Consider the following 12,959-nt stretch of genomic DNA (forward strand, 5'->3'; position numbering starts at 1 on the left):
GGACCCTGTGCATGCGCCTGTTCCAACCCCTGCTGCTGTCGCTGGCGCTTCTCTCGCCAGCCGCTTTCGCCGAGCCTTACCAGGTGGAGCTGATCCTCTTCCAGCAGTCCGGCGACGCCGTGTTTGCCAGCCGCCCTGCGCCTGACGACTGGGCGAAGGGCGCGCAACCGCCGGGCCCGGACAGCTCGCGCCCCACCGCAATGGACGCCCAGGTGGCCAAGCTCAAACAGAATGAGGGCTTCCAGGTGCTGATGCACAAGGCCTGGCGCCAGGAGATCGATGCCAACCCGGTGAAGATATCCCTGAGCGAAGGCGCCCAGCGTGACGGCCACTTCCCGGTGGAAGGCACCGTCACCCTCAGCCAGCAGCGCTTCGTCAACACCCGGACCGACTTCTGGATCAACCAGTTCGGCCAGGACGGCCTGCTCGCCGCCAGCCAGCATATGGTCCAGGAAGCGAGCCTGAAGAACAGCGTGCTGACCTACCTCGACCACCCCAGCCTGGGCATGCTGATCAAGGTCACCCCGCTCAACGCCCGCCCCGCTTCCCCGCCACCGCCCGGCATGGAAGACGAGGCACCGACCGGACCGGACGCTCCGCAGCTGCAACCAGCGCCGGCCGCGCCCGCAGACGGCGGCTTCGACGCCCCACCGCCGGCTCAGCCGGCGCAATGACGAAAAAGCCCGGCATTCGCCGGGCTTTCTCTTTATGCAGGAGCGCACCATGCGCGTGATCACCGGCATGGCCCGTTCCTTCAGGGTACGTCAGCTTACAAGCACGCGCCCCAGCACCTCGCGCACCTTGCCGATGCCTTCGTGCAGTGCCTGCTCGATCTCGGCCATGGTGATGATGCCGCTGGACTTGCCGGCCGCCGGGTTCACCACCAGCGACAGGCAGGCGTAAGGCAGATCCAGCTCACGAGCGAGGGCAGCCTCGGGCATGCCGGTCATGCCAATGATGTCGCAACCGTCACGCTCGAGTTTGGCGACTTCCGCCACGGTTTCCAGGCGCGGACCCTGGGTCGCGGCATACACGCCGTGACTGCTGTACGGATAGCCCAGGGCCTGCAAGGCAGCGATCAGTTTCAGCCGCAACGGCTCGTCGTAGGGATGGCTGAAGTCGATGTGGGTGACGTGGTCGATGTCGCCGGCGAAATAGGTGTGTTCGCGCCCCCAGGTGTAATCGATGATCTGGTGCGGAACACAGAGATGGCCGCTGCCCATGGCCGCATGGATTCCCCCCACGGCGTTCACCGCCAGGACAGCCTCGGCGCCCGCCTGCTTCAGCGCCCAGAGGTTGGCGCGGTAGTTCACCTGGTGCGGCGGAAAACGGTGTGGGTGGCCATGACGCGCGAGGAACAGGACCTCGCGGCCGGCAAACTCGCCGCGCTGGATGGTCGCTGAAGGCGCGCCGTAGGGCGTATCCAGCTCGATGGCGTCCTTCAGGGTCAGCCCGTCCAGCTGGGTCAGGCCGGTGCCGCCGATAATGGCGTAGACAGTCATGGCGAATCCTTAATCGATCAGTTGTGCGGCACGCAGCTCGCCGACGGCTTGTTGCCAGCGCGGCAGTTGCTTGTACTCGGTGCCCGGCCAGGCTTTGGCACGCATGCGTTGCAGGCGCTGCGGCGCAGTCACCTTCAGGCGCTGCAGGGCGCTCAGGGCCAGTTCGGCGGATGCACGGTCATTGCAGACCAGCCCCATGTCGCAACCAGCGCTCAGCGCGGCCTCGATACGGTTGGCGGCATCGCCGACCACGTGGGCGCCAGCCATCGACAGGTCGTCACTGAAGATCACCCCGTCGAATCCCAACTCGCCGCGCAGAATGTCCTGAAGCCAGCGACGGGAGAAACCAGCGGGGTTCGGATCCACTTGCGGGTAGATCACATGGGCCGGCATCAGCGCATCCAGCTCGCCGGAGAGGCGCTGGAACGGCACCAGGTCCACGGCGCGGATCTGCTCCAGCGTACGCTCGTCTTCGGGGATGCCGACGTGGGAATCGACTTCGGCCCAGCCGTGGCCGGGGAAATGCTTGCCGGTGGACGCCATGCCCGCAGCGCGCATGCCGCGGATGAATGCGCCGGCCAGCACGACGGCGCGCTCCGGATTACCCTCGAAGGCGCGGCTGCCGACCACGGCGCTGCGCTGATGATCCAGGTCCAGTACCGGAGCGAAGCTCAGGTCGAGCCCGACCGCCAGCACCTCAGTCGCCATCAACCAGCCGCATTGCTCGGCCAAACGCTCTGCATTGGCGTTATCAGCAATGGCGCGCATCGCCGGCAAGCGCAGGAACCCCTGGCGCAGGCGCTGTACGCGGCCACCTTCCTGATCGACCGCCAGCAGCAGATCGGGACGGACTGCGCGAATGGACTCCATCAGTTCCCGCACCTGGCGCGGTGATTGGATGTTGCGGGCGAAAATGATCAGGCCGCCCACTTCCGGGTGGCGCAGGATCTGGCGGTCCTCGGCGGTAAGCCAGGTACCACCGATATCGAGCATCAGGGAGCCTTGCATGTGCATTCCTTTCAATTCAGTTGCGCCGCCTGCCAGTCAGGGCAGGCGGTCTCGTCAATTCGGACCCGGCAATGGAGAGGTACTCGCGGAAAGAGTTCCAGCAGGTCGTCATTGCGCAGGCGGATACAGCCGTGGGACAGCGGCGCGCCCATGGGCTCGCAGTCCGGCGTGCCGTGCAGGTAGATGTAGCGGCGGAATGTATCCACCTCGCCCATCCGGTTGCGCCCCGGCTCGCAGCCACTGAGCCAGAGGATGCGCGAGAGGATCCAGTCACGACCGGGAAACGCGTCGTGCAGCTCGGCCGTCCAGGTCTCGCCGGTCCAGCGTCGCCCCTTCAGTACCGCCCCCCGGGGCAGGCCGTCGCCAATACGTGCACGAACCTGGTGCAGCCCGCGTGGCGTGCAACCGGAGCCGTTGCGTTCCCCCGGGCCGTTGGCGGCGCTGGATACCGGAACACGCACGACAAGACGCCCCGCGGCAAAGCCGTAGAGCATCTGGTCAGCAAGGGAGATATGGAGAAGATCGAGATCGGCCATGGCCGGCTACTGTAGCCGATCATGTCGACGCAGCCCAGCGCGAAGCCGGGCCCGGATCAGACCTTGGCAGGCGCTTGCGAGACACCCGATTTGCTGCGCGGCTTGAGCTGAGCTCCGGCCAGCGAGGGATCGCTGACACCACTGTCGGCACGCATGCCGGCGGCGAGGAACGGCACCATCAGGCGCATCACCTGCTCGATGGACGTGTTCACGCCGAAATCGTTCTCGGCCATGGCACGCAAGGCCTTGATGCCGGACATGCTGAACACCGCAGTACCCAGCATGAAGTGCACGCGCCAGAACAACTCCAGCGGCGGCAGGCGCGGGGCGGACTCGTGCACCAGCAGCATGTAGCGGCGGAACACCTTGCCGTAGACCTCTTCGAGGTACTTGCGCAGGTGCCCCTGGCTCTGGCTGAAGGCCAGGCCCAGCAGGCGCATGAAGATGGACAGGTCGTTGCCGCTACGCGGCTTCACCGCCATAGCCTGAACCACGAGCAGTTCAAGCAGCTCCTCCAGGGTGGCACGCGGCGCATCGGCCTTGGCCTGGCGGCGGTCCAGCTCCTTTTCGAGGCTGGCGCAGAACGGGCCGAGGAAGCGCGAGAAGACCGCTTGGATCAGAGCCTTCTTCGAGCCGAAGTGATAGTTCACAGCCGCGAGGTTAACCCCCGCCTTGCTGGTGATCAGACGCAGGGAAGTTTCGGCGAAGCCTTTCTCCGCGAACAGCTGTTCCGCAGCATCCAGGATGCGTTCGACGGTTTCCGACTGGGCCATGGCTACTCCGCCTGACAAACACTTGTTTGAAACATACGTTTCAGCGTCTTGTATTGTCAAGCAAAGGGCGATGGATTGTTACCAATATCATGGCAATGCGACGAGACACCTAATAGACAGCAAGACGCTTGCCAAGCCCGAAAGGTTACATGCACGAACGTTCCACCGACAGCTGCGACCAATAAAAGCATTGCCAGCCCGCCATCACTGTATATAATTCCAGGCACTGTATAAAAAGCCAGAGTATGGACATGCTGAAGCTCACGCCGCGCCAAGCCGAGATCCTCGCCTTCATCAAACGCTGCCTGGAAGCCAACGGCTACCCGCCCACCCGCGCGGAAATCGCCCAGGAACTCGGCTTCAAGTCGCCCAACGCCGCCGAGGAGCACTTAAAAGCCCTCGCCCGCAAAGGCGCCATCGAGATGACTCCGGGCGCTTCCCGCGGCATCCGCATCCCTGGCTTCGAGCCCAAGGCTGCCGCCAATGACGACGAATTGCCGATCATCGGCCGCGTTGCCGCTGGCGCACCGATCCTTGCCGAGCAGAACGTCGACGACACCTGCCGCATCAACCCCACCTTTTTCAATCCGCCCGCCGATTATCTGCTGCGCGTGCGCGGCCAGAGCATGAAGGACGTCGGCATCATGGACGGCGATCTGCTTGCCGTGCACGTCACTCGCGAAGCGCGCAATGGCCAGATCGTGGTCGCCCGTCTGGGTGAAGAGGTAACGGTAAAGCGCTTCAAGCGCGAAGGCAGCAAGGTCTGGCTGCTCGCCGAAAACCCGGAGTTCGCCCCTATCGAGGTCGATCTCAAGGAACAGGAACTGGTCATCGAAGGCTTGAGCGTCGGCGTGATCCGTCGCTGAACAGGAGACATCCATGCAGTACCCGCAGCCGCAGAACCTGCCGCAACTCCCGCTGTTTCAGGATGCACTCTGGGCAAGCGGTACTGCTCCACTGCTCAAGGAGTTAATGGAGGATGAGCCGCCTGTCGACGAACGCGCCTTCAGCGAAATTGCCCTGCGCGGCCTCCCTGGCCAGTGCCTGATGCTGCTGGCGCCTATGCTTCGCGAACTCAGCGAGGAAAGCGATTCACGCTGGCTCACCCTCATCGCCCCGCCCACCAGCCTGACTCCGGACTGGCTGCGCAAGGCTGGCCTGAACCGTCAGGGCATCCTGCTGTTGCCGGCCCGCGACCAGGCTGCTGCCCAGACCCTCGCCTGTGAGGCGCTGCGCCTGGGCAACAGCCACACCGTGGTGAGTTGGCTGAACCTCAGCGCCAACGGGCGCGCACAACTATCCCGCGCCGCCGTTGCCGGACAGACGCAGAGCCTGAATATCCGTCTGGGTTGACCTGATGGGGAAGCTTCGCTGCGAGCACAGCGAAGCGTAAGAACTCAGTGCAGTACGCGCGGGCTGTCGTCGTCCATGCTCATATCGCCGCCTTCAGCAAGACGACCGGCCATTTGCACACCGACATTGAACATCGCCTTGGCGATCTCGATGTGCTGTCCCTGAAGGAAGCCTTTGGCATCGGCGGAGAACTCCAGGGTCACCAGCGCCTCCTCCTCGTCTGCACGACGCAGCACGATACGCCCGTCAGGCAGCTCGACAATTTCCAGAAATGAGGTTGGCATAACGACGTTCTCCACAGCAGAACGCGTAGTGTAACAGCCACATCCGCTACACCCTAGCCAAAGCTCGCATGGGCCGACCAGAAGGCCGGCACCTTGTGACGCAGAGATCAGAGCTCGGTGAGCGAAGCGCGGAAGCGCAGCACCAGGTCCTTCAGGGATTTTCGCCAGGCCTCCAGCTCGCCATTACCCAGCTCGACCGGCGCCTCGTCGTCGACATTCACCGCCTGAATCAGCGGCTGGGTCGGATCGATCTTGGCCTTCTTCGGTTCGCTCGGCGGCTGGAACAGCTCGGCGTAGGCGGCGAGCAGGCGCGCCAGCCAGGCTTCCGGCGATTGCGCCAACTCGACCATTTCCGCCAGCTCCGGACTTGGAGCTGCGGCCAGCACCTCGGCATTCAGCAGCATTTCGACCCGCGGCGCACCCGCCTGCGGCAGGCGGTAGTAACCGGCGATCTCGTGGGCCACACCCAGCACCGCTCCGTAGAGATGGAACAGCGCTGCTTCGCGCTCGGCCTGGATGCGCGCCTGGGCGTTCATCGCGCGCGCCGTTTCGGCGCTGCGCCAGGCCTCCAGGGCAAGGCCGGCGAAGAACAGCTTCTGGTTGGTGCGGGTATAGAGTTCGTTCGCCATGACCGGGACCTCTGCAGTCGACGTCGGCAGTATAAGCACGCCCCGCCTCCGCGGGGCGCACCTTCCATCAGCGCTTGTCTTCGACCTTCCACTTTCCGCCGTCGAAGAATGCACGCCAACCGGTAGGCTTGCCGTCGACCTCGGACTGCACGTACTGCTCCTTGGTCTTGCGGCTGAAGCGAATCACCGCTGGACGGCCATCCGGGTCTCTCGCGGGCGCGGCGAGCAGGAAGTGGTACTTCGGATCCAACTCGTCCTTGTGCGGCAGCAGTTCGGCCACCAGCGGAGCACGGGTTTCGCGGTTCTTCGGGAACTGGCTGGCGGCCAGGAACAGGCCGGAAGCGCCGTCACGCAGTACGTAGATGTCGTCCACCTTCTCGCACTTGAGCTCCGGCATGCGGATGGCGTCCATCTTCGGCGGCGCAGGCTCGCCGTTCTTCAGCAGCTTGCGGGTGTTCTTGCAGGTCGGGTTGGTGCAGCCGAAGAACTTGCCGAAGCGGCCGGTCTTGAGCTGCATCTCGCTGCCACACTTGTCGCATTCCAGGCTCGGGCCTTCGTAGCCCTTGATGCGGTACTGGCCTTCCTCGATCTCGTAGCCGGCGCAATCCGGGTTGTTGCCACAGATGTGCAGCTTGCGCTTCTCGTCGACCAGGTAGGCGTCCATGGCAGTGCTGCAGATCGGGCAGCGGTGCTTGCCACGCAGTACGCGGGACTCGGACTCGCCCTCGTCATCCGCGGCGATCTCGTCGCCCGGAATCAGGTTCACAGTCGCCTTGCAGCGCTCTTTCGGCGGCAGGCTGTAGCCCGAGCAGCCAAGGAACACGCCAGTGGAGGCGGTACGAATCATCATCGGCCGGCCGCACTCGCGACAGGGGATATCGGTCAGGGTCGGCTGGTTGGCGCGCATGCCGTCGTTGGAGGCTTCGGCAAGGTCGAGCTTCTTGCGGAAGTCGCCGTAGAACTCGTCCAGCACGTTCTTCCAGTCGCGCTCGCCCTGGGCCACGTCATCGAGGTTCTCTTCCATGCCGGCGGTGAAGCCGTAGTCCATCAGGTTGGAGAAGCTCTCGTTCAGGCGGTCGGTGACGATGTCGCCCATCTTCTCCGCGTAGAAGCGGCGGTTGTGGGTGGTGACGTAGCCGCGCTCCTGGATGGTGGAGATGATCGCCGCGTAGGTGGACGGACGGCCGATGCCGCGCTTTTCCAGCTCCTTGACCAGACTGGCTTCGGAGAAGCGCGCCGGCGGCTTGGTGAAGTGCTGGCTCGGATCGAGCTTGAGCAGCTTCATCGCATCGCCCTGGTTCATTTCCGGCAGGACGTCGTCCTCGCCCGGCTTGCTCTGCTGCGGCAGCACCTTGGTGTAACCGTCGAACTTGAGGATGCGGCCTTTGGCGCGCAGTTCGAAGTCACCTGCAGTTGCACTGACAGTGGTGGACAGGTACTCGGCCGGGGGCATCTGGCAGGCCACGAACTGGCGCCAGATCAGGTCGTACAGCCGCTCGGCGTCGCGCTCCATGCCCGACAGCTGGGTCGGGCGAAGGTTGACGTCGGAAGGACGAATCGCTTCGTGCGCTTCCTGGGCGCCTTCCTTGCTGGAGTAGAAGTTTGGCTTGGCCGGCAGGTATTTCTTGCCGAACTCGCTGTCGATGAAGCCGCGCACCATATCGATGGCGTCGGCCGACAGGTTGGTCGAGTCGGTACGCATATAGGTGATGTAGCCGGCTTCGTAGAGTCGCTGGGCCATCATCATGGTCTTCTTCACCCCGAAGCCCAGGCGGTTGCTCGCGGCCTGCTGCAGGGTGGAGGTAATGAACGGCGCCGAGGGCTTGCTGGAAGTCGGCTTGTCTTCGCGCTTGGCGATGCGGTAGCTGGAAGCCTTGAGCTTCTCCAGGGCAGCGGTGGCCTGGGCTTCGTTCAGCGGCTTGAAGGCTTCGCCCTTCTCGCGCACCACTTCGAAGCGGACTTTGTCGTTCTTGGGCGTGCCGAGGTCGGCGTGCACTTCCCAGTACTCTTCCGGGACGAAGGCACGGATCTCGCGCTCACGCTCGACGACCAGCTTCACCGCGACCGACTGTACGCGGCCGGCGGACAGGCCGCGGGCAATCTTGGCCCACAGCAGCGGCGAGACCATGTAGCCCACCACGCGATCGAGGAAACGGCGCGCCTGCTGGGCATTCACGCGGTTGATATCCAGCTCGCCGGGCTGGGAGAAGGCCTCCTGGATGGCCTTCTTGGTGATTTCGTTGAAGACCACGCGCTTGTAGCGCGAGTCGTCGCCACCGATGGCCTCGCGCAGGTGCCAGGCAATGGCCTCCCCTTCGCGGTCCAAGTCGGTTGCGAGATAGATGGTATCGGCATCCTTGGCCAGACGACGCAGTTCCTCGATCACCTTTTCCTTGCCGGGCAGGATCTCGTACTTGGCCTTCCAGCCGTGCTCCGGGTCGACGCCCATGCGGGTGACGAGCTGGCGCTTGGCCTTCTCCTTCGGCGACAGGGCCGGCGCTTCGGCGGCGGTCTTGCGCGTTTTTGCCGCAGGCTCCTTCGACGCAGACGAGCCGCTGGTGGGCAGGTCGCGGATGTGGCCGATGCTCGACTTCACCACGTACTGGTTGCCCAGGTACTTGTTGATGGTCTTGGCCTTGGCCGGTGATTCCACGATGACCAGCGATTTACCCATGGATCGGAAGATTCCTGCGTCGAAAAGATGAATTTATAAGGAGGGAGGAGCTAGGAGCGGCACCGCTATATATAGTGGCGGTCGCGCCAAGGTCAAGCTCGGGTTTCGCCGGACGGGCCGGTCTGAAGACCCAGCGGATCGTTTTCGGCGCTCACCAGAGCGAAGCGCGGAACGTTCTCGCCGTTCACTTCCACCGCCTCGGTGAACATGCTCAATGGGCGCACCCAGAGGCCGAATTCGCCGTACAGCGCCTGGTAGATCACCAGCTCTTCCTCGGTCTCCGAATGGCGGGCGACGCCAAGCACACGGTACTGCTGTCCCTTGTAATGTCGATACAGTCCGGGCTGCAAGTGCATGTCGGTTCTCCCTCGGCCGGCCAAAAGGCGGCGATTGTGCTCATTGCGCGGCCGTCGGGCAATCCCCGCCCGACAAAAACGAAAGCCGGGGCACAAGGCCCCGGCTCTCCCATCGACGAAAGCTTAGACGCGTTCGAAGACGGTGGTGATGCCCTGGCCGAGGCCCACGCACATGGTGGACACGCCCAGGGTGCCACTGTTCTGCTTCATCACGTTCAGCAGAGTGCCGGAGATACGCGCACCGGAGCAGCCGAACGGGTGACCCAGGGCGATGGCGCCGCCGTGCAGGTTGACCTTCTCTTCCATCTTGTCGAGCAGCTTGAGGTCCTTCAGCACCGGCAGGGCCTGCGCGGCGAAGGCTTCGTTGAGCTCGAAGAAGTCGATGTCGTTGATGGTCAGGCCAGCGCGTTTGAGTGCCTTGTTGGTCGACGGAACCGGGCCGTAGCCCATGATCGCCGGATCAACACCCGCCACGGCCATGGCGCGAACCACGGCCATCGGCTGCACACCCAGATCCTGGGCGCGTTGTGCGCTCATGACGATCATGCAGGAAGCGCCGTCGGTGATCTGCGAGGAAGTACCCGCAGTCACGGTGCCACCTTTCGGGTTGAAGGCCGGCTTCAGGGCCGCCAGGCTTTCCAGGGTGGTTTCCGGCCGGATGGTTTCGTCGAAGTCGAAGACTTTCAGGAAGCCGTTCTCGTCGTAGCCTTCCATCGGGATGATTTCGTCTTTGAACTTGCCTTCCTGGGTCGCTTTCCAGGCCAGCTGGTGCGAACGCACGCCGAACTTGTCCTGCGCCTCGCGGGTGATGCCGTGCATCTTGCCCAGCATTTCGGCGGTCAGGCCCATCATGCCCGACGCCTTGGCAGCGTACAGGGACATGTGCGGGTTCGGATCGACGCCATGCATCATGCCGACGTGGCCCATGTGCTCCACACCGCCGATGACGAAGACGTCACCGTTGCCGGTCTGGATCGCCTGCACGGCAGTGTGCAGGGCGCTCATGGACGAGCCGCACAGGCGGCTGACGGTCTGGCCGGCGCTGGTGTGCGGGATCTGGGTCATCAGCGACGCCATGCGCGCGATGTTCCAGCCCTGCTCCAGGGTCTGGTTCACGCAGCCCCAGATCACGTCCTCGACTTCCGCCGGGTCGATCTTCGGGTTGCGCTCCAGCAGCTTGCTGATCAGGTGCGCGGACATGTTCTCCGCGCGGGTGTTGCGGTGCATGCCACCCTTCGAACGGCCCATCGGGGTGCGGCCGAAGTCGACAATGACGGCGTCTCTCGGATTCAGGCTCATAAATTCACTCTCGCTCTATTCGTTGCGCACTCAACCGAAGAACTTCTGGCCGTTCTTGGCCATTTCACGCAGCTTCGCGGTCGGGTGGTACAGCGCACCCAGGTCGGCGTACTGGTCGGCCAGTGCGACGAATTCGGCCACACCGATGGAGTCGATGTAACGCAGGGCACCGCCACGGAAGGGAGGGAAGCCGATGCCGTAGATCAGGCCCATGTCGGCCTCGGCAGCGGTCTCGACGATGCCGTCTTCCAGGCAGCGCACGGTTTCCAGGCACAGCGGGATCATCATGTAGTTGATGATGTCCTCGTCGGTCAGCTCGCGCTGCTCGGTAACGATGGACTTCAGCAGCTCATAAGCCTGCGGATCGGTGACCTTCTTCGGCTTGCCGCGCTTGTCGGTCTCGTAGGCGTAGAAGCCCTTGCCGTTCTTCTGACCCAGGCGATTGGCGTCGTACATTACGTCGACGGCGGTCTTGCCTTCCACGGCCATGCGGTCCGGGAAGCCTTCGGCCATCACATCGCGGCCGTGGTGGCCGGTATCGATGCCGACCACGTCGGACAGGTAGGCCGGGCCCATGGGCCAGCCGAACTTCTCCATGATCTTGTCGATGCGCACGAAGTCCACGCCGAAGCCCAGCAGCTTGGAGAAGCCGCCGAAGTATGGGAACAGCACGCGGTTGACCAGGAAGCCGGGGCAGTCATTCACCACGATGGGGTTCTTGCCCATCTTCTTGGCGTAGGCCACGGTGGTGGCAACGGCGACGTCGCTGGACTTCTCGCCACGGATGACTTCGACCAGCGGCATCATGTGCACCGGGTTGAAGAAGTGCATGCCGACGAAGTTTTCCGGACGCTTGAGCGCCTTGGCCAGCAGGTTGATGGAGATGGTGGAGGTGTTCGACGCGAGGACCGCATCTTCCTTCACTACGCCTTCAACCTCAGCCAGCACGATCTGCTTGACCTTCGGATTCTCGACCACGGCTTCGACGACGATGTCGACGTTGCCGAAGTCGCCGTAGGACATGGTCGGGCGAATGGCGTTCAGGGCCTCGGCCATCTTGGCCGGGGTCATGCGGCCTTTTTCGACGCGCTTGCCCAGCAGCTTAGAGGCTTCGTTCAGCCCCATCTGGATACCCTCTTCACGGATATCCTTCATCAGGATCGGAGTGCCCTTGGAAGCGGACTGGTAGGCGATGCCGCCACCCATGATGCCGGCGCCCAGTACAGCGGCCAGCTTCACGTCCTTGGCGATCTCGTCGTACTGCTTGGCCTTCTTCTTCAGGTCCTGATCGTTCAGGAACAGGCCGATCAGGCTCTGCGCAACCGAGGTCTTGGCCAGTTTCACGAAGCCCTGGGCTTCGATTTCCAGCGCCTTGTCACGGCCGAAGTTGGCGGCTTTCTGGATCGACTTGATGGCTTCGACCGGAGCCGGGTAGTTCGGACCTGCCTGGCCAGCAACGAAGCCCTTGGCGGTTTCGAAGGCCATCATCTGCTCGATGGCGTTCAGCTTGAGCTTTTCCAGCTTCGGCTGACGGCGGGCCTTGTGATCCAGCTCGCCGGCGATGGCGCGCTTGACCAGGTCCAGAGCGGCGTCCTGGAGTTTCTCCGGAGCCACGACCGCATCGACGGCACCGACCTTCAGTGCGTCTTCAGCCTTGTTTTCCTTGCCCGAGGCAATCCACTCGACCGCGTTGTCGCAGCCGATGATGCGCGGCAGGCGAACGGTGCCGCCGAAGCCCGGGTAGATGCCCAGCTTCACTTCCGGCAGGCCGACCTTGGCGGTGGCGCTCATGACACGGAAGTCGGCAGCCAGGCACATTTCCAGACCGCCGCCCAGGGCGATGCCGTTGATTGCGGCTACGGTCGGAACGTTCAGGTCTTCGAAGTCGCTGAAGATCTTGTTGGCTTCGAGGTTGCCAGCCAGCAGCTCTTCGTCAGGCAGCTTGAAGTTGTCGACGAACTCGGTGATGTCGGCACCGACGATGAACACGCCTTTGCCGCTGGTCACGATCACGCCCTTGACGGACGCATCGGCCTTGATGGTATCGACTGCTTGGCGCAGTTCATTCAGGGTGAGTCGGTTGAACTTGTTGACGGACTCGCCCTTGAGGTCGAAATTCAGTTCGACGATGCCGCTCTCAAGAGCCTTAACCGTGATGGCTTTACCTTGGTAAATCATCAACTGATCTCCACGCTAGGGAAGCTTGAAATCACACGTCGGACACCGTGTATCGGGACCGTTCGGCAGCGCCGAGGATAGTCCCAAAGCTTGCGGCACACCCGCCGACGCGATAGCCGGGGCGTTCTGATCGAGTCATCGCACATGGCAAACGCTCGATTCATACGCCCGTTTGATTTGGGTGCGCCCACCTTCTAGCAAAAGCCAATGCTTGTCAATCGGCGAGACGTAACAGTCGCAAAGCGGCCAGGGCGTCTGGGCCGGAGCATTCAGCGCGGCCCTGGCACCCTATTCACCACGTCTATCGTGACATTTGCGAGCTGGCACCGTCGTCCCGACAGCCACTGTTCAAACCCCATGGCCCGCG

General features: G+C 63.4%; 13 protein-coding genes. 3 read left to right on the forward strand and 10 right to left on the reverse strand.

What is annotated here, in order from left to right; all coding sequences use genetic code 11:
- Positions 1-11 precede the first annotated feature (11 nt).
- Positions 12-674 carry a CsiV family protein gene (locus AC1ZV1_RS20450; protein WP_484293352.1) on the forward strand — a complete coding sequence of 221 codons (663 nt, stop codon included), beginning with the start codon at positions 12-14 and terminating at the stop codon, positions 672-674.
- Positions 675-764: 90 nt separating this feature from the next.
- Here the strand turns inward: AC1ZV1_RS20450 and AC1ZV1_RS20455 are convergent, their stop codons facing one another.
- Genes AC1ZV1_RS20455 through AC1ZV1_RS20470 form a run of 4 tightly spaced genes read right to left on the reverse strand, consistent with a single transcriptional unit; the run spans position 765 to position 3,819 of the window.
- A complete protein-coding gene (locus AC1ZV1_RS20455; RefSeq protein WP_484293353.1) occupies positions 765-1,502 on the reverse strand; it encodes an S-methyl-5'-thioinosine phosphorylase in 738 nt (245 codons plus the stop codon).
- Positions 1,503-1,511: 9 nt separating this feature from the next.
- Positions 1,512-2,510, reverse strand: coding sequence for a beta-N-acetylhexosaminidase (gene nagZ / locus AC1ZV1_RS20460; RefSeq protein ID WP_484293354.1), 999 nt, complete (start codon positions 2,508-2,510; stop codon positions 1,512-1,514).
- 11 nt (positions 2,511-2,521) lie between these two features.
- On the reverse strand, positions 2,522-3,046 hold the full coding sequence (locus AC1ZV1_RS20465; RefSeq protein WP_484293355.1) for a L,D-transpeptidase family protein: 525 nt from the start codon (positions 3,044-3,046) through the stop codon (positions 2,522-2,524).
- A 56-nt stretch (positions 3,047-3,102) separates the two neighbouring features.
- Positions 3,103-3,819, reverse strand: coding sequence for a TetR/AcrR family transcriptional regulator (locus tag AC1ZV1_RS20470; protein ID WP_484293356.1), 717 nt, complete (start codon positions 3,817-3,819; stop codon positions 3,103-3,105).
- Positions 3,820-4,070: 251 nt separating this feature from the next.
- Here AC1ZV1_RS20470 and lexA point away from each other — a divergent pair, with 251 nt between their 5' ends.
- Together lexA and sulA are read left to right on the forward strand one after the other, a co-directional pair.
- Positions 4,071-4,685, forward strand: a complete 615-nt coding sequence (gene lexA, locus AC1ZV1_RS20475) for a transcriptional repressor LexA (RefSeq protein WP_026079098.1) — start codon at positions 4,071-4,073, stop codon at positions 4,683-4,685.
- Between the two features lie 13 nt (positions 4,686-4,698).
- Positions 4,699-5,172, forward strand: coding sequence for an SOS-induced cell division inhibitor SulA (gene sulA, locus AC1ZV1_RS20480; protein ID WP_484293357.1), 474 nt, complete (start codon positions 4,699-4,701; stop codon positions 5,170-5,172).
- A gap of 44 nt (positions 5,173-5,216) precedes the next feature.
- Here the strand turns inward: sulA and AC1ZV1_RS20485 are convergent, their stop codons facing one another.
- The 6 genes from AC1ZV1_RS20485 to fadB all read right to left on the reverse strand — a co-directional run bounded on the left by AC1ZV1_RS20485 (position 5,217) and on the right by fadB (position 12,592).
- Positions 5,217-5,456 carry a hypothetical protein gene (locus tag AC1ZV1_RS20485; protein WP_484293358.1) on the reverse strand — a complete coding sequence of 80 codons (240 nt, stop codon included), beginning with the start codon at positions 5,454-5,456 and terminating at the stop codon, positions 5,217-5,219.
- A 107-nt stretch (positions 5,457-5,563) separates the two neighbouring features.
- A complete protein-coding gene (locus tag AC1ZV1_RS20490) occupies positions 5,564-6,085 on the reverse strand; it encodes a DUF6586 family protein (protein ID WP_484293359.1) in 522 nt (173 codons plus the stop codon).
- Positions 6,086-6,152: 67 nt separating this feature from the next.
- Positions 6,153-8,759 carry a type I DNA topoisomerase gene (gene topA / locus AC1ZV1_RS20495; RefSeq protein ID WP_484293360.1) on the reverse strand — a complete coding sequence of 869 codons (2,607 nt, stop codon included), beginning with the start codon at positions 8,757-8,759 and terminating at the stop codon, positions 6,153-6,155.
- Between the two features lie 92 nt (positions 8,760-8,851).
- Complete coding sequence (locus tag AC1ZV1_RS20500; RefSeq protein WP_484293361.1) at positions 8,852-9,115, reverse strand: DUF1653 domain-containing protein; 264 nt, start codon at positions 9,113-9,115, stop codon at positions 8,852-8,854.
- A 123-nt stretch (positions 9,116-9,238) separates the two neighbouring features.
- On the reverse strand, positions 9,239-10,414 hold the full coding sequence (fadA, locus tag AC1ZV1_RS20505; RefSeq protein WP_413350784.1) for an acetyl-CoA C-acyltransferase FadA: 1,176 nt from the start codon (positions 10,412-10,414) through the stop codon (positions 9,239-9,241).
- A 30-nt stretch (positions 10,415-10,444) separates the two neighbouring features.
- Positions 10,445-12,592 (reverse strand): fatty acid oxidation complex subunit alpha FadB, encoded by a 2,148-nt coding sequence (gene fadB / locus AC1ZV1_RS20510; RefSeq protein ID WP_484293362.1) that lies wholly within the window; start codon positions 12,590-12,592, stop codon positions 10,445-10,447.
- Positions 12,593-12,959: the final 367 nt, after the last annotated feature.

The organism is Pseudomonas sp. BB438, assembly GCF_057180225.1.